This window comes from Brevundimonas vesicularis, from assembly GCF_027105095.1.
Classification (GTDB): Bacteria; Pseudomonadota; Alphaproteobacteria; order Caulobacterales; family Caulobacteraceae; genus Brevundimonas; species Brevundimonas vesicularis_E.
Window position 1 is genome coordinate 1977810 of the sequence record NZ_CP114278.1, and the last position, 20090, is coordinate 1997899.

The 20090-nt window shown below is 65.8% G+C and carries 21 protein-coding genes; 12 read left to right on the plus strand and 9 right to left on the minus strand.

Annotated features, from left to right (window positions below; all coding sequences use genetic code 11):
* Positions 1-30: 30 nt before the first annotated feature.
* From O2K97_RS09860 to O2K97_RS09880, 6 genes are all read right to left on the minus strand, one after another.
* A complete protein-coding gene (locus O2K97_RS09860) occupies positions 31-663 on the minus strand; it encodes a RibD family protein (RefSeq protein ID WP_269219127.1) in 633 nt (210 codons plus the stop codon).
* Entirely contained in the window at positions 663-1133 is a 471-nt protein-coding gene (gene nrdR / locus O2K97_RS09865; protein ID WP_039245113.1) for a transcriptional regulator NrdR, read from the minus strand. The genes O2K97_RS09860 and nrdR overlap by 1 nt, the downstream gene beginning before the upstream one ends.
* 7 nt (positions 1134-1140) lie before the next feature.
* Positions 1141-2424, minus strand: coding sequence for a serine hydroxymethyltransferase (gene glyA / locus O2K97_RS09870; RefSeq protein WP_269219128.1), 1284 nt, complete (start codon positions 2422-2424; stop codon positions 1141-1143).
* Positions 2425-2493: 69 nt separating this feature from the next.
* The gene (locus O2K97_RS15735; RefSeq protein WP_055753617.1) at positions 2494-2679 is read right to left on the minus strand and encodes a DUF6898 family protein; all 186 of its coding nucleotides are present in this window, start codon (positions 2677-2679) and stop codon (positions 2494-2496) included.
* Positions 2676-3902 carry a 5-aminolevulinate synthase gene (hemA, locus tag O2K97_RS09875; RefSeq protein WP_269219129.1) on the minus strand — a complete coding sequence of 409 codons (1227 nt, stop codon included), beginning with the start codon at positions 3900-3902 and terminating at the stop codon, positions 2676-2678. Before hemA ends, O2K97_RS15735 begins: the two co-directional genes overlap by 4 nt.
* Before the next feature lie 131 nt (positions 3903-4033).
* On the minus strand, positions 4034-4903 hold the full coding sequence (locus O2K97_RS09880; RefSeq protein WP_269219130.1) for a class I SAM-dependent methyltransferase: 870 nt from the start codon (positions 4901-4903) through the stop codon (positions 4034-4036).
* A 112-nt stretch (positions 4904-5015) separates the two neighbouring features.
* Here O2K97_RS09880 and hemB point away from each other — a divergent pair, with 112 nt between their 5' ends.
* Both hemB and O2K97_RS09890 read left to right on the plus strand, forming a co-directional pair.
* Entirely contained in the window at positions 5016-6014 is a 999-nt protein-coding gene (hemB, locus tag O2K97_RS09885; RefSeq protein ID WP_017503923.1) for a porphobilinogen synthase, read from the plus strand.
* Positions 6014-6505: a GNAT family N-acetyltransferase gene (locus O2K97_RS09890; RefSeq protein WP_269219131.1), complete on the plus strand. Its 492-nt coding sequence runs from the start codon at positions 6014-6016 to the stop codon at positions 6503-6505. The genes hemB and O2K97_RS09890 overlap by 1 nt, the downstream gene beginning before the upstream one ends.
* A gap of 3 nt (positions 6506-6508) precedes the next feature.
* Here the strand turns inward: O2K97_RS09890 and O2K97_RS09895 are convergent, their stop codons facing one another.
* The gene (locus O2K97_RS09895) at positions 6509-7369 is read right to left on the minus strand and encodes an NAD(P)-dependent oxidoreductase (protein WP_269219132.1); all 861 of its coding nucleotides are present in this window, start codon (positions 7367-7369) and stop codon (positions 6509-6511) included.
* 116 nt (positions 7370-7485) lie between these two features.
* Between O2K97_RS09895 and O2K97_RS09900 the strand changes: the two genes are divergently transcribed.
* The 5 genes from O2K97_RS09900 to O2K97_RS09920 all read left to right on the plus strand — a co-directional run bounded on the left by O2K97_RS09900 (position 7486) and on the right by O2K97_RS09920 (position 12056).
* Positions 7486-8376, plus strand: coding sequence for a flagellar motor protein MotB (locus O2K97_RS09900; RefSeq protein WP_055753623.1), 891 nt, complete (start codon positions 7486-7488; stop codon positions 8374-8376).
* A gap of 114 nt (positions 8377-8490) precedes the next feature.
* Complete coding sequence (locus tag O2K97_RS09905) at positions 8491-9228, plus strand: arginyltransferase (protein ID WP_269219133.1); 738 nt, start codon at positions 8491-8493, stop codon at positions 9226-9228.
* A gap of 75 nt (positions 9229-9303) precedes the next feature.
* Positions 9304-10074 carry a peroxide stress protein YaaA gene (gene yaaA, locus O2K97_RS09910; RefSeq protein ID WP_269219134.1) on the plus strand — a complete coding sequence of 257 codons (771 nt, stop codon included), beginning with the start codon at positions 9304-9306 and terminating at the stop codon, positions 10072-10074.
* Between the two features lie 53 nt (positions 10075-10127).
* Positions 10128-10970, plus strand: a complete 843-nt coding sequence (locus tag O2K97_RS09915) for a 3-hydroxybutyrate dehydrogenase (RefSeq protein ID WP_269219135.1) — start codon at positions 10128-10130, stop codon at positions 10968-10970.
* An 18-nt stretch (positions 10971-10988) separates the two neighbouring features.
* Complete coding sequence (locus O2K97_RS09920; protein ID WP_269219136.1) at positions 10989-12056, plus strand: patatin-like phospholipase family protein; 1068 nt, start codon at positions 10989-10991, stop codon at positions 12054-12056.
* Here the strand turns inward: O2K97_RS09920 and O2K97_RS09925 are convergent.
* Together O2K97_RS09925 and O2K97_RS09930 are read right to left on the minus strand one after the other, a co-directional pair.
* The gene (locus O2K97_RS09925; RefSeq protein WP_269219137.1) at positions 12053-12970 is read right to left on the minus strand and encodes an L-threonylcarbamoyladenylate synthase; all 918 of its coding nucleotides are present in this window, start codon (positions 12968-12970) and stop codon (positions 12053-12055) included. The two genes, O2K97_RS09920 and O2K97_RS09925, sit on opposite strands and share 4 nt — an antisense overlap.
* Positions 12967-13518, minus strand: a complete 552-nt coding sequence (locus tag O2K97_RS09930; protein ID WP_269219138.1) for a cytochrome b — start codon at positions 13516-13518, stop codon at positions 12967-12969. The genes O2K97_RS09925 and O2K97_RS09930 overlap by 4 nt, the downstream gene beginning before the upstream one ends.
* Before the next feature lie 134 nt (positions 13519-13652).
* Between O2K97_RS09930 and O2K97_RS09935 the strand changes: the two genes are divergently transcribed.
* The 5 genes from O2K97_RS09935 (at position 13653) to O2K97_RS09955 (ending at position 20086) form a co-directional block, all read left to right on the plus strand.
* Positions 13653-15437, plus strand: coding sequence for an acyl-CoA dehydrogenase (locus O2K97_RS09935; RefSeq protein ID WP_055809159.1), 1785 nt, complete (start codon positions 13653-13655; stop codon positions 15435-15437).
* A gap of 79 nt (positions 15438-15516) precedes the next feature.
* Positions 15517-17736, plus strand: coding sequence for a S9 family peptidase (locus O2K97_RS09940; RefSeq protein WP_269219139.1), 2220 nt, complete (start codon positions 15517-15519; stop codon positions 17734-17736).
* 5 nt (positions 17737-17741) lie between these two features.
* Positions 17742-18299, plus strand: coding sequence for an N-acetyltransferase family protein (locus O2K97_RS09945; protein ID WP_419466120.1), 558 nt, complete (start codon positions 17742-17744; stop codon positions 18297-18299).
* Positions 18300-18344: 45 nt separating this feature from the next.
* Complete coding sequence (locus tag O2K97_RS09950) at positions 18345-18677, plus strand: hypothetical protein (RefSeq protein WP_269219141.1); 333 nt, start codon at positions 18345-18347, stop codon at positions 18675-18677.
* 56 nt (positions 18678-18733) lie between these two features.
* Positions 18734-20086: a hypothetical protein gene (locus O2K97_RS09955; protein WP_269219142.1), complete on the plus strand. Its 1353-nt coding sequence runs from the start codon at positions 18734-18736 to the stop codon at positions 20084-20086.
* Positions 20087-20090: the final 4 nt, after the last annotated feature.

The window sequence follows — 20090 nt, forward strand, 5'->3', positions numbered from 1 at the left end:
GAGAAAATACCGTCTAATTCGTCTAATCGTCTAATTGGACGGCGTCAGACGGGCGTAGCGTTCCCACAGATCGTCCCCGACGGGCTCGACGCCCAGGCGACGGAACTTGGGGGCGTCGGCCAGCTTTGCAAGAGCCAGGGCGGCGACGCAGGGCCGCCCTTCCCCGCCCAGCAGGATCGGGGCGCGAAACCACTCCAGCGCATCGACGGCGTCGGCGCGCAGGAAGGATGCCGCGACCTGACCGCCGCCTTCGATCAGAAGCGACGTTGCGCCGGCGGCTTCCAAGGCTTTCAGCACGGCCGGGATGGTCGGACGACCGTCTTTGGCGGCGACCTGCACCACCTTGGCGGCGCCGATCGTGCGTGGCTCCGCAGCGGTCAGGATCAGGGCGTTTTCGCCGGCGACCTTCGCCGCCTGCGGTGTTCGCAGCCGACTGTCCAGCACGACGCGCAGGGGCTGGTCCACGCTGCGGCCCGGCAGGCGGGCGGTCAGTCCGGGGTCGTCGTGCAGGACCGTCTCGACACCGACCAGGATGGCGTCGTGGGCGGCGCGCAAACGGTGACCCTCGAGCCGCGCCGCTTCGCCGGTGATCCACTGGCTCTCGCCCGAGGCCGTGGCGATTCGCCCGTCCAGGGAGGTCGCCAGTTTCAGCGTGACCCGCATCAGGCCTTGCCGGACGGTTCGTCGAACCCTTCGTCGCCCAGGAATTTGGCGAAGTCGCCGGTATGGCGGAAATCCTTGTAGACCGAGGCGTAGCGGACATAGGCGACCTCATCCACGCCCTTCAGCGCCTTCATGATGAAGTCGCCGACCGTGCTGGACGGGATTTCGGTCTCGCCCAGGCTTTCCAACTGGCGGACGATCCGATTGACCATCTGCTCGACCTGATCGGCCTGGACCGGGCGTTTGCGCAGCGCCACGCCCAGCGAGCGTTCCAGCTTGTCGCGATCGAAGGGCGTGCGCCGTCCATTGCGTTTCAGGATAACCAGTTCGCGCAACTGCACCCGCTCAAACGTTGTGAAGCGCCCGTTGCAGTTCGGGCAGGACCGGCGGCGTCGAATGGCCGAGCCGTCGTCCGACGGCCGGCTGTCTTTCACCTGAGTGTCCTGATGACCGCAAAAAGGGCACTTCATCAGGCGCTTATCCGTAGATCGGGAAGCGGTGCGTCAACTCTCGCACCTGGGCCGCGACGCCTGCGACCACGGCCGGATCGGCCTCGTCGCCGCCATTCATCGACGAGACGACGTCGGCGATCCAGTGACCGATCTGCTTAAACTCTTCCTCGCCGAAGCCGCGCGTGGTGCCGGCCGGCGTGCCCAGGCGGACGCCCGAGGTGACGGTGAACGGGGCGGTGTCGAACGGCACGCCGTTCTTGTTGCAGGTCATCAGCGCCTTTTCGAGCTCATGCTCGGTCGCCTTGCCGCTCACGCCCTTGGGCCGCAGGTCGACCAAGGCCAGATGACTGTCGGTGCCGCCCGAGACGATGGCCAGGCCGCGTTCGATCAGGACGCCGGACAGGGCTTGGGCGTTTTTGACCACCTGTTGGGCATAGCCCTTGAACTCGGGCTTCAGCGCCTCGCCGAAAGCCACGGCCTTGGCGGCGATGACGTGTTCCAGCGGGCCGCCTTGCAGGCCGGGGAAGACGGCGGAGTTGATCTTCTTGCCCAGATCGACGTCGTTCGAGAGGATCATGCCGCCGCGCGGACCGCGCAAGGTCTTGTGCGTCGTCGTGGTGACGACGTGGGCGTGCGGGACCGGGTCCGGATAGGCGCCGCCGGCGATCAGGCCGGCGTAGTGGGCCATGTCCACCATCAGATAGGCGCCGACGCTGTCGGCGATCTCGCGGAAGCGCTTGAAGTCGATGTGGCGGCTATAGGCGGAGGCGCCGGCCAGGATCAGCTTGGGCTTCTCACGCTCGGCCATTTCGGCGACGTGGTCGTAGTCGATCAGGTGGGTGTCTTCGCGGACCTTGTAGGTCACAGGGCGGAACCACTTGCCCGACTGGTTCGCCGGCGAACCGTGCGTCAGGTGCCCCCCGCAGGCCAGATCCATGCCCAGGAAGGTGTCGCCGGGCTGCAGCAGGGTGAAGAAGACCGCCTGGTTCGCCTGGGCGCCCGAGTGGGGCTGGACGTTGGCGAAGGCCGCGCCGAACAGTTGCTTGGCTCGCTCGCGCGCCAGATCTTCGGTGACGTCCACGAACTCGCAGCCGCCGTAATAGCGGCGGCCGGGATAGCCTTCCGCGTATTTGTTGGTCAGGACCGACCCCTGCGCATCCAACACCGCCTGGGAGACGATATTCTCGGACGCGATCAGCTCGATCTGTTCGCGCTGACGGCCCAGCTCGCCCTGAATGCCCTTGAAGACATCCGGGTCGGCGTCAGCGAGCGTCTTGGTGAAATAGGCGTCGTGGGTGAAGGCCGTCACGCTGGAATCCCCGGAAATCAGAAGCTGGCCTATCTATCCCCAGCCGCGCGCGACCACAACATCTTGTGGTCAGCCTTTGCCCAGAGCCCGCCTCAGCTTAGCGATCGCCACCCTTTCGACGGACTTGGGTTCGTTGACTGGCCCCATGGCGCTGACCTCCCGGCCCGTCGCAACATGGATGGCCGAGCATTTGAGGTAGGGGCCGTTTCGGGTGAATTCGACGATGACCTCTCCGAGGTCGTCGCCCGTCGTCATGCGGCGACGGGTCGGCGCGCCACGTTGCAGTGGGCGAACAGTTTGTCCATCGCTTGGACCAGATGATCCATCATGGCGTCGGTGTGGTTCGGTGAGGGCGTGAAGCGCAGGCGCTCCGTTCCCTTGGGCACGGTCGGATAGTTGATCGGCTGAACATAGACGCCATACTCGTCCAGCAGCATGTCCGAGATCATCTTGCAGTGGATCGGATCGCCGACGTGCACCGGCACGATATGGCTCTCGCTTTCCATCACCGGGATGCCGGCGGCGGCGAAGCGGGCCTTGAGCGTCGCGGCGCGTTCCTGATGCTGGACGCGCAGTTCGGGATGGGCCTTCAGGTGACGCACGGAGGCCAAGGCGCCGGCGGTCAGGGCCGGCGGGAGCGAGGTGGTGAAGATGAAGCCCGAGGCCCAGCTGCGCACCGCATCGATGATCATGGCGTCGGCGGCGATATAGCCGCCCATCACGCCGATCGCCTTGCCCAGGGTGCATTCGATGATGTCGATCTGGTCCAGCACGCCGTCGCGCTCGGCGACGCCCGCGCCGGTTTCGCCATACAGGCCAACCGCATGGACTTCGTCCAGATAGGTCAGGGCGCCGTATTTCTTGGCCAGAGCGATGGTGCCGGCCAGATCGGCGATGTCGCCGTCCATCGAATAGACGCTCTCAAACGCGATCAGCTTGGGCGCATCGGCCGGCGCCGCCGCCAGCAGGGCCTCCAGATGCGCCAGATCGTTGTGCATGAAGACGTGACGCTCGCCGCCGCCGTGGCGGATGCCGGCGATCATCGAGGCATGGTTCAGCGAATCGGAGAAGGTGATCAGGCCCGGCAGGATCTTCTGCAGGGTCGACAGCGTCGCCTCGTTGCCGACATAGCCCGAGGTGAACAGCAGGGCCGCTTCCTTCTGGTGCCAGTGGGCGAGCTCGGCTTCCAGATCGACGGCGGAGCGTGTCGTGCCCGAGATGTTGCGCGTTCCGCCCGCGCCGGCGCCCACCGCATCGATCTCGTTATGCATGGCGTCCAGCACGACGGGGTGCTGGCCCATGCCGAGATAGTCGTTGGAGCACCAGATGACGACGTCCTGTTCGGAGCCATCCTCGCGGCGACGCACGGCCTGCGGAAACTGACCGCGCACGCGCTTCAGATCGGCGAAGACGCGATAGCGTCCTTCGCTGCGAACCTGCTCCACGGAGCTATTAAAGGCGGCCTTATAGTCGAACAAACTACGCGTTCTTTCGCTTATGGCGATGTCTTTGCGTTGTTTGCTCTCCCGAAGCGGGCTTGTCCATGTCCGCCGCATGGACAAAACGCCCCAAACCCTTAATTGATAACGGTTCTCAGTATCGAGATTGATCAGCCCGGCTTGCGGAAGCGGTAGACGAACTGGTCTGTCTTGCCGCGGATCTTCTCGTCGAAGACGTTCAGGCTGTGGTCGTCTGCGGGATTGGCGACGGCCTGGCTCTCACCCTCGAAGACAAAGCCGGCCGCTTCGACCTCGCGCTTCAGATAGTCGCCTTCGATGCGGTGCAGGGTCTGGACCGCCGAGATGCCTGTGCCAGGCGCGGCTTCATGGTCGATCAAAATGTAGCGGCCGCCGGGCTTCAGCGCCGCGAACACCGCCGCGTTCATCCTGGCCACGTCGGTGTTGAAGCCGGGGATGTGGAAGTCGTGGTATTCCTGGCTCATGAAGATCATGTCCAGGGGCTCGGCGAAGGTCATGGAGTCCAGCAGGCCGTTGACCCGCGTCACGTTCGAATAGGCGGCGACAAGCGCATCGGCCCCGGCGTTCTCGCGCGCCATCGTCCGCTCGGGCACGAAGGCGTAGACCCGGCCGGTCGTGCCGACCACGTCGGAAAACAGGCGGGTGAAATAGCCGGCGCCGGGGCGAATGTCGGCGACCTTGTCGCCCGGCTCGAGTTGGGCGAAGGCGAGAATCTCGGCCGGATGGCGCAGCGGATCACGCGCGACCTCTTCGGCCGGACGCTTGGGATCGGCGACCGCATCGGCATAGAGACTGGAATAGCGCGCTGCTTCTGCGTCAGCCGCTGCTTGATCGACCATCAAGGCATAGTCCGAAGCGGGTGTGACGACGGTCCGCTCGCCGCCGTCCGAGTCGATGATGATGCAGCCGGACAGACCTGCCGCCAGAACCAAGGCCGTTGCACCCGCCGCCAATTTCCCGATCATCATCGTCTCCATCGATTTGTCGCGATAGGCTCGCATTTCGCCGATCCGCGCAAGCCGTCATCACGCACGAAACGATCCGACGCATCACGCGATTTGCGCAGCGGTCGTTGCGGCGCTAGTCCGACGCTGGATTTTCCAAGGTCTCGCCATGCTTCCCTATCAGCCCGCCCCCTTCCCGCTCGCCCGTCCGCGCCGCCTGCGGTCCAGCCCGTGGGTGCGGCGGCTGGTGGCGGAAACGACCCTGACGCCGGCCGATCTGATCTGGCCGCTGATCGTCCATGACGGCGCCGAGGATCGCGTCCCGGTCGCCTCCATGCCCGGCGTGTTTCGGCTTTCACCTAAGGCTGCTGCTGCGGCGGCGGTCGAGGCGCGCGACCTCGGTATTCCGATGGTGGCTCTGTTTCCTAATGTCGACGGCGCGATCAAGGATGCGGTCGGCACCGGCGCAACCGACCCCGACGGCCTTATTCCCGACTGCATCAAGGCCATCAAGGACGCCGCGCCCGAGATCGGCGTCATGACCGACGTCGCCCTGGACTGCTACACCGACCATGGCCACGACGGGGTGATGGAGGGCGACCGGATCGCCAACGACGCCTCGCTGGACCGTCTGGCCGAACAGGCCTTCATCCACGCCCATGCCGGCGCCGATGTCGTGGCCCCGTCGGACATGATGGATGGCCGCATCCAGGCGGTGCGCGAGGCGCTGGAGGCGAACGGGTTTCAGGACACGCTGATCCTGTCCTACGCCGCCAAGTTCGCCTCGGCCTTCTACGGCCCCTATCGCGATGCCGTGGGCTCCTCGGCGATGCTGAAGGGCGACAAGAAGACCTATCAGATGGATTACGCCAACTCCGACGAGGCGCTGAAGGAGGTGGCGATGGACCTGTCGGAAGGCGCCGATGCAGTAATGGTCAAGCCGGGCATGCCGTATCTGGATATCGTGCGACGGGTGTCCGAGACCTTCCGCGTGCCGACCTTCGCCTATCAGGTGTCGGGCGAATATTCGATGATGCAGGCCTCCATCGCCAATGGTTGGCTGGACCAGGACCGTGCGATCCTTGAGACCCTGCACGGGTTCAAGCGCGCGGGGTGCGCGGGCGTGCTGACCTATTTCGCACCGCAGGCCGCACGGCTGCTGGGCTGATGGGCGTGGAGATCCGGCCGATCACGGAGGCCGACTGGCCGGGCCTTTGGCCGATCATCGAGACCGTCACCCGCGCGGGCGAGACCTATACCTATCCGTTAGACATGGACGAGGCGCAGGCGCGCGCCATGTGGACCCCGCCGCCGCCCGGCGGAACCTTGGTTGCGGTTGAGAACGGCCAGGTGCTGGCCGCCGCCAAGATCATTCCGAACCAGCAGGGAAACGGCGCCCACGTCGCCAACGGCAGCTTCATGGTGGCGCCCGAAGCGCGCGGGCGCGGCGTTGCAAGGGCGCTGGGCGAAGCCGCCCTGGCTTTTGCGCGAGATGCCGGCTTCCGATCCATGCAGTTCAACGCCGTGGTCGAGACCAATACTGTCGCCGTGGCGCTGTGGAAGAAGCTGGGTTTCGAGATCGTGGGCACGGTCCCCGAGGCCTTCGATCACCCGGCGCACGGCCTGGTCGGCCTGCACGTCATGCACCGCCGGCTTTAGGCGTCAGTCGCGAGGTCGCAGTCGCGCCGCCAGGCTGGACGTGTCCCAGCGGTTTCCGCCCATGGCCTGAACCTCGGCGTAGAACTGATCGACCAGGGCCGTCAGAGACAGGCGCGCGCCGTTTGAGCGCGCCTCGTCCAGCACCAGACCCAGGTCCTTGCGCATCCAATCCACGGCGAAGCCGAACTCGAACTCGCCCTTGGCCGCCGTCTTCCAGCGATTGTCCATCTGCCAGCTTTGCGCCGCGCCCTTGGACACGGCCTCATAAGCGGCGTCGGTGTCCAGTCCCGCGACCTGAGCGAAGTGGACGGCCTCGGCCAAGCCCTGGACGACGCCGGCGATGGCGATCTGGTTGACCATCTTGGTCAACTGGCCCGAGCCGGCCGGTCCCATATGTTTGATCGCCTTGGAATAGGCCTTCACCACGGGCTCGACCTTCGCCAGGGTGGCGGCATCCCCGCCGGCCATGACGCTGAGCTGTCCGTTCTCGGCGCCCGCCTGGCCGCCTGACACCGGTGCGTCGATGAACGACCTGCCCTGCTCGTTCGCCAGTTCGGCCATTTCGCGCGCCACCTTGGCCGATGTCGTGGTGTGATCGACGATCACGGCGGCCTTCGACAGATGCGGCAAGGCCTCGGTCACGACGGCGCGCACGTCCTCGTCATTGCCGACGCACAGGATGAACAGGTCGACGCCCCGCGCCGCCTCAGCCACCGTCGCCGCCGCCTTGCCGCCCGTCGCCGCTGCCCAGGCCTCGGCCTTTGACTCAGTACGATTGAAGCCGGTCACGTAGTGGCCCGCCTGGATCAGATGACGGGCCATCGGGGCGCCCATGACGCCCAGGCCGGCGAATGCGATTTTCATGACAGGCTCCTTGATCCTGCCGTCGGACTAGGCCCCGCCGCGTCGGGGTTCAAGGTCAACGCCCGGTTAACCTTGGCCAGCCCACAATGGGACACCATTCGTCGGGGTGCGCGTCCATGTCCGTGAGCGATCGTCCGATCCTCATCAAGAAGGTCAAGAAGGTCTCCGGCGGAGGCCACCACGGCGGTGCGTGGAAGGTGGCCTATGCGGACTTCGTGACCGCCATGATGGCCTTCTTCCTGCTGATGTGGCTGATCAACACCACCGACCCCGAGCAGAAGCGCGGCATCGCCGAATATTTCGCACCGGCTAGCGTGTCCGAGACGACGTCGGGTTCGGGCGGCATTCTGGGCGGCACATCGCTGGGCGACGATGGCGTCAAGAGCGCCGGCTCGCAGTCGGTTCTGGAAGAACTGGCGCCCGAGGCGCCCGCGACCGATCAGACAGGCTCCAGCCTGTCGTCCGCCAGCGACTCGGCTCTCCAGGCCGAAATCCAGAAGCGCGAGGCCGCCGAGTTCGCCAGCGCCGCCGAATCGCTGCGCCAGGCCATGCAGTCGATGCCGGAACTGGCCGAACTGTCGAAACAGCTGATCGTGGACCAGACGCCCGAGGGGCTGCGCATCCAACTGGTCGATCAGGAAGGCCGGTCGATGTTCGACAACAACTCTGCGCGCCCGAATGCCCGCGCCCAGGTGCTGCTGCGCGCCGTGGCCAAGGTGATCAATCAGTTGCCGAACCGCATCTCCATCACCGGACACACCAGCGCGGCGCCCGGCTCCAGCCGCGCCAGCGCCCCTGCGGACTGGACCCTGTCGTCCGAGCGCGCCAACGGCTCGCGTCTGGTGCTGCAAGGTTCGGGCGTCGATCCCGACCGGGTCTATTCGGTGGCGGGCAAGGCGGGGTCTGACCCGCTCTATCCGGACGATCCGACCCTGGCGGGCAACCGCCGCATCGCCATCGTCCTGTTGCGCGAGGCGCCGGTCCTGCCGTCGGACACCTCGCTGTGACGCGGCTCGGCTGCAACGCGAACAGGCTTGCAGCCGGAGCACGGATGACGCCAAATCGCGCCATGATCGTTGTGTCGTCGCAATATTGGCAAGATCGGATGCGGACCTGAGGCCGTGACCCAGCACGTACCGACCCGACAGCTTCGCTTCTTCATGACTTCGGTCGCGCCCTGCCCCTATCTGCCAGGCAAGACGGAGCGGAAAGTTTTCGCCAATCTGCCCTTTTCGGACGGCGCGCACGTCAATGACGAACTGACGCTGGCCGGTTTTCGCCGCAGCCAGAACATCGCCTATCGCCCGGCCTGCGAGGCGTGCGACGCCTGTGTATCGGTGCGGCTGCCGGTGCCGGAGTTCGCCTTCACCCGTTCGCAGCGCAAGGTCCTGGCCCGCAACGCCGACCTGTCGCGCGACCTGGTCGAAGCGGAGGCGACGACCGAACAGTTTCAGCTTCTGCGCCGCTACCTGACCACGCGCCATCCGACCGGCGGCATGAGCGACATGGGCTGGCTGGATTACGTCGCCATGGTCGAGGATACGGCCGTGCGAACCCATCTGATCGAATACCGTCTGCCCTCCGCCGACGGCGGACCGGGCGATCTGGTCGCCGTGACCCTGACGGATCTGCTGAAAGACGGGCTGTCTATGGTCTACAGCTTCTATGATCCGACGATGGAGCGGCGCAGCCTGGGCCGGTTCGCCATCCTGGATCACGTGCGCCAGGCCTCCATCGTCGGCCTGCCGTTCGTCTATCTCGGCTATTGGGTCCACGGCTCGGCCAAAATGGATTACAAGGCCGACTTCCGCCCGATGGAAACCCTCGGCAAGCTGGGTTGGTCGCGCCGAGACGCCTGAGGCGCCCTTCGCCGCAGCCGGTTCAAATCGTCATCGAAGCATCCTATGTGGGCGGCGACATTACGGAGCCGCGTCTTGCTGATTGTTCTTTCCCCGGCCAAGCGCCTCGATTTCACCGAAGCCGATGCGGCCATTCCGGGTACGGACCGGCGGTTTCTCGAAGACACCGCAAGCCTGTCCAAGACCGCCAAGCGCCAGACCAAGGCGGATCTGCGTCGGCTGATGGGGATTTCGGACGATCTGGCGACCCTGAACGCCGCGCGCTTCAAGGCTTTCGATCCTGAATCGACCGAGGGTGTTCAGGCGGCCTTCGCCTTCGCCGGCGATGTGTATGAGGGCTTGCGAGCGCGTGAACTGGACGCCGAGGCCTTGGTTTTTGCGCAGGATCATTTGCGCATCCTGTCCGGCTTCTATGGCCTGCTGCGTCCATTGGACCGGATTCAGCCCTATCGCCTGGAGATGGGCACGCGGCTGAAGACGCGTCGCGGGGCCAGTCTGTACGACTTCTGGGGCGACCGGATTTCCAAACAACTGAACGAAGACGCCGAGGGCCAGTCGGATCCAACGCTGGTGAACCTGGCCAGCCAGGAATATTTCGGCGCCGTCGATGCAAAGGCTCTGAAACTGCCTGTCGTCACGCCCCAGTTCCGGGAAGAGAAAAACGGCGAGAGCCGCATCATCTCCTTCTTCGCCAAGAAGGCGCGCGGGGCCATGGCGCGGTTCGCGATCGACGAGCGCGTGGAACGGGTCGCGGACCTGAAGGCTTTCGACCGGGACGGTTATGCGTTCGACAAGGCCGCCTCGACCGACGCCGAGTGGATATTCATCAGATCGGGAAATTCTTGATCCCGACATCGACCTCCCGCTAATCTCGCCAAAACAAACGAAGGGGCGGATTCATGTCGCAAGGGCCTAAGGACTCCAAGGGCGCCGACAGTCGGGCGGCACGCGGTATCGGCGATCTGAAAGGGCAGGTCGCGGTCATTACGGGCTCGACCTCCGGCATCGGACTGGCTCTGGCGCGGGCCGTGGCGGCAGGCGGTGGCGACGTCGTTCTGAACGGCTTGGGCGACCCCGCAGAGATCGAGCGCACCCGCGCCGATCTGGAGGCCTCATCCGGCGTTCGCGTCCTCTATCATCCGGCGGACATGACGCGCGGTGACGAAATCGCCGACATGATCGCCTTCGCTAAACGCGAACTGGGCCGCCTGGACATCCTGGTCAACAACGCCGGCATCCAGCACGTCGAGTCCGTCGAGAAATTCCCCACCGATCAGTGGGAGAAAATCATCGCCATCAACCTGTCGTCGGCCTTTTACGCCACGCGCGCGGCGATCCCGATCATGAAGGCGCAGGGGCGCGGCCGGATCGTCAACATGGCCTCGGCGCACGGTCTGGTGGCCAGTCCGTTCAAGTCCGCCTATGTCGCGGCGAAGCATGGCGTCATCGGCTTCACCAAGACCGCAGCGCTGGAACTGGCGCGCGACAACATCACCTGCAACGCCATCTGCCCCGGCTTTGTCGAGACGCCGATCGTGACCAAACAGATCGCGGATCAGGCGCGCACGAGAAATATGACCGAGGAGCAGGTGCTGACGGATGTGATCCTGGCGGCCCAGCCCACAAAGCGGTTCGTCACGACGGAGGAGTTGACCGGCATCTTCCTCTATCTGGTCAGCGACCTCGGCGCCTCGGCCAACGGTGCCAGCTTCTCCATCGACGGCGGCTGGACCGCGCAGTAGCCAAGGAAGGCGGCGGTCATGGCGATTTTCAAGCGCAAGACCGCCGCAGCGGCGGACATCGTTCCCGCCGCTCTCGCCAGACGGCCCATCTGCCTTGCGCTTCAGGGCGGCGGCGCACACGGCGCCTTCCAATGGGGCGTGCTGGATCGTCTGTTGGAAGACGATCGTCTGGATATTCGCGCGGTGACAGGCGTCTCAGCGGGAGCCATGAACGGCACGGCCTTGGTGTCGGGCCTCGCATCAGGCGATGGCCGCGCCGCGTTGGACAAGCTCTGGCGAGAGGTCAACCAGTTCGGCGGTCGCAACGTCTTTGGAGACAGCGCGATCTGGAATGCAGCGCGGACGCCCGACTGGATCAAGGATAGCCCATTCTGGCGCGCGGGCGAGACGCTGGCAATGTCGATGAGCCCGTACGAATTCAATCCGCTGAACCACAATCCTCTCAAACGAGTTTTGCAGGCCTCGGTCGATTTCGGCGCCGTCCAGGCCTCGGACATCCGGCTTTTCGTCGCCGCCACCGCTGTGCGCCAAGCGAAAGCGCGCATCTTCCAGACGAATGAGATCAACGCCGATGTCCTGATGGCGTCGGCCTGCCTGCCCCATCTGTTTCAAGCCGTAGAGATCGACGGGGAGCCCTATTGGGACGGCGGCTATCTGACCAATCCGCCGCTGTGGCCGTTGACCGGAGACGACACGCCGGACGACGTGCTGTTGATCACACTCAATCCGATGGTGCGCGACGAGACGCCTAAAGGCGCAGGCGACATCGTCGATCGGCTGAACGAAATCGTCTTCAATGCGCCGCTGGTCTCCGAACTGCGCGCCATCGCCCTGGCGGGTGAACTGATCGAACATGGGCAGCTGAAAGGCGGCGGCGCGGGACCTTATCGGCACGTTCGGCTGCACGCGATCGAGGCGGACGGCTGGCTCTCGGACCTGTCGCTGCGGTCCAAGTTCAATACCGAATGGGGTTTTCTCAACGACCTGAAGGCGCGGGGACGTGCGGCGGCCGACGATTGGCTGAACGCGTGCCTGGGCAGCGTCGGACGCCAGTCCAGCGTCGATCTTCAGGCCCGGTTCGGCTAGCCGACGAAGCCTGCCGCGCGGCGCAGACGGTCGTTGATGGCTTCACCCAGTCCCGTCGTCGGGATCGGCGATATGGCGATACCCTTCGGCCGTGTGCGGTCGGCTTCGCGCAGCAGTCGGAACAGGTTGGCGGCGGCTTCGCGCAGGTCGCCCGACGGGCTCAGGCTCCAGCGCGGCTCACCGGCGTTAGGGCCAAAGCCGAGCAGGATTTCGCCGTCGCGTGCTGTGCCGGCCTCGATGCGAACCGGCGCATCCGGCGCGTAATGCAGGGTCAGTCGCCCGGGCGAACGATGCCCCTCTGCGCCCTCTTCAATGGGACCGACGACCGCCTCGACCTCGGACCGGGTAATGGCGCCGGGACGAAGCAAGGCGACCCGCCCTCCCAGCACCGATACGACCGTGCTTTCCAGACCGACCTGGCAAGGCCCGCCATCGACAGCCGCTGAGACGGCAAAGCCCGTCTCCTCGACAGCATCCGTGAAGGTCGTCGGGCTCGGTCGGCCGGAACGATTGGCGGAGGGGGCCACGACCGGGCCACCGAACGCCGCCAACACTTCCCTCGCCACCGGATGCGCCGGAACGCGGATCGCGACGCTGTCCAATCCGGCGCGCGCCAGGTCGCAGACGCTGCGCGTGTCCAGGATTGGCGTGATCAGAGTCAAGGGTCCGGGCCAGAAGGCGTCCGCCAAGGCCCGTCCGAGCGGGCCCAACTCCCCGATCTGCGCCGCCGCACCGACACCGACGACATGCGAAATCAGCGGATTGAACTTCGGCCGCCCTTTCGCGGCGAAGATGGCGGCGACGGCCTCGGCATTGCTCGCGTCGGCGCCCAGTCCGTAAACGGTCTCGGTCGGCAGCAGGATCAGATCGCCGTTCGCCAGCGACTGGGAGGCTTGGAGCGGCGTCTGGCTCACGGTCGGCGCGGGATGATCGGGATCATTCGGTGCAGCACATTGTCGCGATCGATAAACTGGTGCTTCAGCGCCGCGATCACATGCAGGGCGATCAAGACATAGAGACCCTTCACCGCCAGTTCGTGCAGGCCCATCAGGCTGCGCGCCGCCTCACGCCCGCCGTCGACGGGCAGCAGGGGCCAGGAGAAGAGGCCGAACCACTCGATCGCGCGCCCGCCCGCCGATGATGCGAGCCAACCGGTCATCGGAATGACGATCAGGGCCAGATAGAAGAGGACGTGCGTCGCGCGCGCCGCCACCTTCTGCCAGCGCGGCAAGGCCGAGGGCAACGGAATCGCCGGATGGGCCAAGCGCCATCCGATCCGCGCAAGGGTCAGCACCAGGATCGTCAGACCCAGCGACTTGTGCAGCATGACGAACTGGCCCGAAATCGGCCCTTCCGTATTCTCATGCGCGGTGATCAGCAGCACCTGCGCCAGAACGGCGGCGGCGATGCCCCAGTGCATCAGCAGGGAAACCGTCGAATATCGATTGCGGGGCTCGCCCATGTCTTCCCTTCCGCGACGGCACGGCGTCACCATGCGTTCAGCCACTTTGCACTGAGACGGGGCGCGTCGCCAAGACGCTTGCAGCGACAGGCCCCGACGCGGCACTTAGGCCGCAAAGACGATTGAGGAAACCCATGACCTATCGCGCGCCCGTTCGAGACCTGGCCTTCACTCTGGAATCCGTCGCCGGCATGGCCGACGTGGCCGCAACCGGCGCCTTTCCCGACTACGACGCCGATGTCGCCGGCGCCGTTCTGGAGGCGGCGGGACAGTTCTCGGAAGAGGTGCTGGCTCCGCTCAACCGGATCGGTGATCAGAAGGGCTCGACCTACGCCAACGGCGCCGTCACCGCCGCGCCTGGATTCGCCGACGCCTATCGCCAGTTCGCGGCCGGCGGCTGGACCGGGCTGTCGGCCTCGACCGAAGCGGGCGGGCAGGCCCTGCCCAAGGCGCTGGAACTGGCGGCCTACGAGACCGTCCATGCCGCCAACATGGCGTTCGGCCTCTGTCCCATGCTGTCGCTGGCCTCGATCGAGGCGCTGGAGCAGGTCGGGACGGAAGAGCAGAAGGCCAAATATCTGACCAAGCTGGTCAGCGGCGAATGGACCGGCGCCATGGTGCTGACCGAGCCGGGCGCCGGATCGGACCTGGGTTCGCTGATCACCACGGCGACGCCGAACGGCGACGGGACCTATGCGCTGAACGGGCAGAAGATCTACATCACCTGGGGCGACCACGACGCGACCGACAACATCGTCCATCTGGTGTTGGCCCGTCTGCCGGACGCGCCCAAGGGCCCCAAGGGCATCAGCCTGTTCCTGGCGTCGAAGTTCGCGGTGAAGGAAGACGGCACGCTGGGCGACCGCAACGCCTTCCGCCCCGTCGGCGTCGAGCACAAGCTGGGCATCCACGCCTCGCCGACCTGCGTCATGAGCTATGAGGGGGCGACCGCGGAACTGGTCGGCCAGCCGAACCAGGGCCTGGCCCATATGTTCGTGATGATGAACGCGGCGCGCCTGGCCGTCGGCGTCGAGGGCGTCGGCATCGCCGAACGCGCCTACCAGCACGCACTCGCCTATGCCTTGGACCGTCGTCAGGGTCGCTCGGTTTGGACCGGCGAGGCCAACGCTCCGATCTTTGACCATCCCGACGTGCGCCGCATGCTCAGCGTCATGAAGGCCAAGATTTCGGCGGCGCGCGCCGTTTGCCTGTCGACCGGCGTGGCCGCCGATCTCGCTCGCCACGCCGGGACCGAAGAGGAACGCCGTCGCTGGAAGGGACGAGAAGACCTGTTCACCCCGATCGCCAAGGCCTGGTCCACCGATATCGGCTGCGAGGTCGCCTCGATGGGCGTTCAGATCCACGGCGGCATGGGCTTCATCGAGGAGACCGGCGCGGCGCAATACTATCGCGACGCCCGCATCGCCCCGATCTACGAAGGCACCAACGGCATTCAGGCTATGGATCTGGTCGGTCGCAAACTGTCGATGGACGGCGGCGATGCAGCCAAGGCGCTGATCGCGGACATGAAGGCGACGCTGGTCGACCTCGGAAAGCTCTACAGCGGCAAGCCGGTCGAACGGTTCGCCACCGCCATCGAGGCGGTCGAGGACGCGACCCTGTGGCTGCTGGATCAGAAGGCCGATCCGAACGCGGCGGCCGATGTGCTGGCGGCGGCCGACGCCTATCTGAAACTGCTGGGCGATGTGGCCGGCGGTTGGATGCTGGCCAAGGGCGCGCTGGCGGCGAAGGCGAAGCTGGACGCCAACGACGGCGATCCGGTCTGGCTGCAGGGCAAGCTGGACCTCTACGAAGTCTATGCCGCCAATGTGCTGGGCCACGTCTCCAGCCGTCTGGCGGCCGTGGGTCAGGGCGGCGACCTACTGCGGCGCATGACGGTGGACGCGCTGGCCGGATGATCGGCTTGGCGTTTCTTCGTTTGACGTAGAGGGGGCCGGACCTTCAAGGTCCGCCCTTCAAACAGGCAGGGAGCGTTCGATGAATCGTCGGCAACTGATCATGTCCACGGCGGCGACCGCCCTCGCCGTCTCGGCCTCCCCCGCGCTCGCCCGTCAGTCCACCGGATCCCCCATGCCTCAGCCGCCCGTCGCCAAGAAAATCCCTGTCGTCATCGAACAGCTGGGCCGCACCCGCACAGACGACTATCAGTGGATGAAGGACGACAATTGGCAGGCTGTCCTGCGCGATCCGACCCTGATCAAGGCCGAGGTCAAGGAACACCTGATCGCCGAGAACGCCTACCGCGAGGCCATGATGGCCTCCACCCTGCCCTTGCAGGAGACGATGTTCGCCGAGATGCGCGGCCGCATCAAGGAAGACGACAGCTCGGTTCCCGCGCCGGACGGCGGCTGGAACTACTATGTCGAATACCAGACGGGCGATCAGCACCCCCGCTACATGCGCGTCGAGCGTCAGGGCACGTGGATGGTGGATGGTCAGCCGGTGACGAAAAACTTCGTCATGGCGCCTACGCCTCAACTGCTGCTGGACGCCAACGAACTGGCCAAGGGCAAGGCCTATTCGGAAGTGTCCGCCGCGAGCCACAGCCCGGATCACTCCCTCTTCGCCTATGCGGAGGACGCCCAGGGTTCCGAGGTTCACAAGATCTACGTCAAGGATCTGGCGACCGGCGAGGTGTTGCCCGAGGTGATCGATAGCGCCACCGGCGACTTCGTCTTCTCGCCGGACAGCCAGTGGATCTTCTGGACCAACCGCGACGACAACGGCCGTCCGGACAAGATCTTCCGTCGCCCGGCGCGCGGCGGCGAGACCACCCTGGTCTATGAGGAAGCCGACGACGGCATGTTCATCGGCGTGGGCCGCACCGCCGATGACCAGTTCATCGTGATCGGCATCCAGAACCAGGAAACGTCGGAGGCGCGCTACATTCCCGCCGCCACGCCGACGGCCGAACCCGTCGTGCTGGAGCCGCGCGTGGTCGGGACCCGCTACGACGTCGATCACTGGGGCGACCGCTGGGTGATCCGCACCAATGCGGACGACGCCATCGATTTCAAGATCGTCCAGGCCCCGACCGCGACGCCGGCTAAGGCGAACTGGACCGATCTGGTGCCGCACACGCCGGGCCGCTTCATCGAAGGCCTGGACCTGACCAACGCCCATCTGGCGCGTCAGGAACGTGCAGACGCCAATACCCGCATCATCATCCGCGACCGCGAAGGCGCCGAGCATGAGATCGCGGTGGACGAACCGGCCTTCGCCCTGTCGCTGGCCGGTGCCTCCGAATACGAGACGACGACCACACGCTACACCTACAACTCGCCGTCTACGCCGACGCAGACCTTCGACTACGACATGTCGTCGCGCGAGCGGACCCTGCGCAAGACGCAGCAGATTCCGTCCGGTCACAATATCGAGGACTATGTGGTCGAGCGGCTGAACGCCCCGGCTTCGGACGGCCAGTTGGTGCCGGTGACGGTGCTGCGTCGCAAATCGACGCCCGTCGATGGTTCGGCGCCCCTGCTGCTCTACGGATACGGCTCCTACGGCATCCCCATGCCGGCCAGCTTCTCGACCAACCGGCTGTCTCTGGTGGATCGCGGCTGGATCTACGCCATCGCCCACATTCGCGGCGGTTCGGACAAGGGCTGGGGCTGGTTCTTGGACGCCCGGAAGATGACGAAGAAGAACACCTTCACCGACTTCATCGCCTCCGCCGAACACCTGATCGACAACAAATACGCCACGGCCGGAAACATCGTGGCCCAGGGCGGATCTGCGGGCGGTCTGTTGATGGGCGCGGTCAACAATATGCGGCCCGACCTGTGGGCCGGGATCATCGGTCAGGTGCCGTTCGTGGACGTGATCAACACCATGTCTGACACCTCCCTGCCGCTGACGCCGCCGGAATGGCCCGAGTGGGGCAATCCGATCGAGGACCCGGCCGCCTACGACTACATGATGAGCTACAGCCCCTACGATCAGGTCGAGCCGAAAGCCTATCCGGCGGTGCTGGCGACGGGGGGCCTGTCCGATCCGCGCGTCACCTACTGGGAGCCGGAGAAGTGGGTCGCCAAACTGCGACCCGCCACCACCTCGGGCAAGCCTGTGCTGCTGAAGATCAATATGGAGGCCGGTCACGGGGGCGCGGCCGGGCGGTTCGACTATCTGAAAGAAGTCGCCCACGACTACGCCTTCGCCGTCTGGGCCATCGACAAGGGCTGGGAGCAGGCGTGAGCGGACTGACTGTTCGCGACGCCCGTCCTGACGACACCGCCGCGATCACGGCCATCTATGCCGAAAGCGTCGCCAATGGGCGCGGCACCTTCGAACTGGAGGCGCCCGACGAGGTCGAAATGGCCTTACGGCTCGCCGCCGTCGAAGCGCTCGGCCTGCCGCGCCTTGTGGTCGAGGTCGACGGCGCGGTCGCCGGATATGCCTATGCCGGGCCGTTTCGCACGCGTCAGGCCTATCGCTACATGGTCGAGGACTCGATCTACGTCGCGCCTTGGGCCAGGGGCCGCGGCGTCGCCGGCGCCCTGCTCGATGCGCTGATTGCACGGTGCGAAGCGATGGGTCTTCGTCAGATGGTCGCGGTCATCGGCGATTCGGAGAACGTCGGCTCAATCGCCCTGCACCGTAAGCGCGGCTTCACCGACGCCGGCGTGTTCAAGGCGGCCGGCTGGAAGCACGAGGACTGGCGCGACGTGGTGTTCATGCAGCGCGCGCTGAGCGACGGCGGCGCCACAGCGCCCGACGCGCAGGGTCTGCCGCTTGTAGACAAAAAGCCGCTGCGCTGACGCATTGCGGCGTCATCACCCGACGCCTATCCTGACGCTGTGAAGATGGTTCAATCCCTTTTGCTGCTGATCGGCGCCCTGTCGGTGCTGGCGCTCGGCACGGTCGGCGCGTCGGCGTCGCCGGCAAACGCTGCGCCGTGCCATGAAACGGGCCATGAGACGGGCCAATCTTCGCCAGAGCAGACTCCCAGCCATGCGCCCAAAGCCATGAAGGCGATGGTCTGCTGCGTCGCCTGTGTGGCGGCGCCCACGCTGGATTCTGCGCCGATCTCCGCCCTGACCCTGTCGCCGGCGCGCGTCGCCGCTGTTCCCGCCGCTCTGCCGGCCGGTCGGCTGTTGTCGCCGGAGCCCGGTCCACCCCGCCTCCTGATCGTCTGACACCGCTCGCGCCTTCTGAAGGCGCAAATCGTTCCGATCATCAGAGGAGGCCTTGAATGGCTATCCGCACTCTCGTCGGCGCCTGCGCCGGCGTCTCCCTATTCGCCCTGGCTCAGGCTGCGGCGGCGCAGGATCACTCTCACCACGCGTCGAGCAAGCCCACTGCCGATCCGCACGCGGGTCACGACATGCCCATGTCATCCGCCGAACCGATGACCGATCACGCCAGCATGGGTCACACGATGACCAGCCCGTATGGCCCCTGGCCCATCAACCGCGACGCCTCAGGCACCGGTTGGCAACCCGACGCCGGCGAACACGGTGGCATCCACACCGTCCGTGGCGACTGGATGGTGATGAGCCACGCCATGCTGAACCTGGTCTATGACAGCCAGTCCGGGCCGCGCGGCGGCGACAAGACCTTCGTCGCCGGCATGCTGATGACCTCGGCTCGCCGTGACTTCGACGATGGTTCGACGCTGAACCTGCGCGCCATGCTCAGCCCCGACCCGCTGATGGGCAAGTCCGGCTATCCGCTGCTGCTGGCGGCGGGCGAGACGGCGGACGGGGTCAATCCGCTGGTCGATCGCCAGCACCCGCACGACTTCTTCATGGAGCTGTCGGCCAGCTATTCGAAGCGTCTGTCCGATAAGGACAGCGTTTACGGCTATATCGGCCTGCCTGGCGAGCCCGCCTTCGGGCCGCCCGCCTTCATGCATCGCATGAGCGCGATAGACAGTCCGGAGGCGCCGATCACCCACCACTGGCTGGATTCGACCCATATCGTCTTCGGCGTGACCACCCTGGGCTGGGCGCACGACCGCTTCAAGATCGAGGCTTCGGCCTTCAAGGGACGCGAGCCGGACGAGGAACGCTGGGGCATCGACTCGCCACGGCTCGACAGTTGGTCGATCCGGACCGCCTGGAACCCAAACGACGAATGGTCGCTGCAAGCCTCCTACGCTGACGTCTCCGCGCCCGAACAGCTGGAGCCCGACGAGGACGAGACGAAATGGTCGGCCAGCGCCATCCACACCCGCCGTCTTGGCGATGACGGCTGGTGGTCCTCGACGCTGGCCTGGGGCCGAAAGACCAACGACCACGGTGAATCGAAGGACGGCTGGTTGCTCGAATCGGCGGTCCATCCGAACGACCGCTGGACCGTCTTCGCCCGAGCCGAGCGGATCGAGACGGATGAATTGGTTCCCGGCGTCGGCGGCGGCCACGGCCCGCTCTACACCGTCGGCAAGGCGTCGGTCGGCGTGGTCCGCGATTGGCGGGTGGCCGAACACGTCCGGTTCGGCCTCGGCGGTCTCTATGCCATGAATCGCGTACCGACCGCGCTGGAGCCGCTCTACGGCGGCGATCCTGACGGCGCGATGATCTTCATGCGTTTGAAGATCGACTGACGGC

Bases quoted from the DNA above. Each gene is read 5' to 3' on its own strand.
- O2K97_RS09955 (WP_269219142.1), top strand. From the start codon at position 18,734: ATGGCTATCCGCACTCTCGTCGGCGCCTGCGCCGGCGTCTCCCTATTC.
- O2K97_RS09890 (WP_269219131.1), top strand. From the start codon at position 6,014: ATGGGCGTGGAGATCCGGCCGATCACGGAGGCCGACTGGCCGGGCCTT.
- O2K97_RS09935 (WP_055809159.1), top strand. From the start codon at position 13,653: ATGACCTATCGCGCGCCCGTTCGAGACCTGGCCTTCACTCTGGAATCC.
- O2K97_RS09930 (WP_269219138.1), bottom strand. From the start codon at position 13,518: ATGGGCGAGCCCCGCAATCGATATTCGACGGTTTCCCTGCTGATGCAC.
- O2K97_RS09900 (WP_055753623.1), top strand. From the start codon at position 7,486: ATGTCCGTGAGCGATCGTCCGATCCTCATCAAGAAGGTCAAGAAGGTC.
- nrdR (WP_039245113.1), bottom strand. From the start codon at position 1,133: ATGAAGTGCCCTTTTTGCGGTCATCAGGACACTCAGGTGAAAGACAGC.
- O2K97_RS09920 (WP_269219136.1), top strand. From the start codon at position 10,989: ATGGCGATTTTCAAGCGCAAGACCGCCGCAGCGGCGGACATCGTTCCC.
- O2K97_RS15735 (WP_055753617.1), bottom strand. From the start codon at position 2,679: ATGACGACGGGCGACGACCTCGGAGAGGTCATCGTCGAATTCACCCGA.
- O2K97_RS09950 (WP_269219141.1), top strand. From the start codon at position 18,345: ATGGTTCAATCCCTTTTGCTGCTGATCGGCGCCCTGTCGGTGCTGGCG.
- O2K97_RS09915 (WP_269219135.1), top strand. From the start codon at position 10,128: ATGTCGCAAGGGCCTAAGGACTCCAAGGGCGCCGACAGTCGGGCGGCA.
- O2K97_RS09940 (WP_269219139.1), top strand. From the start codon at position 15,517: ATGAATCGTCGGCAACTGATCATGTCCACGGCGGCGACCGCCCTCGCC.
- hemB (WP_017503923.1), top strand. From the start codon at position 5,016: ATGCTTCCCTATCAGCCCGCCCCCTTCCCGCTCGCCCGTCCGCGCCGC.
- O2K97_RS09860 (WP_269219127.1), bottom strand. From the start codon at position 663: ATGCGGGTCACGCTGAAACTGGCGACCTCCCTGGACGGGCGAATCGCC.
- O2K97_RS09880 (WP_269219130.1), bottom strand. From the start codon at position 4,903: ATGCGAGCCTATCGCGACAAATCGATGGAGACGATGATGATCGGGAAA.
- O2K97_RS09895 (WP_269219132.1), bottom strand. From the start codon at position 7,369: ATGAAAATCGCATTCGCCGGCCTGGGCGTCATGGGCGCCCCGATGGCC.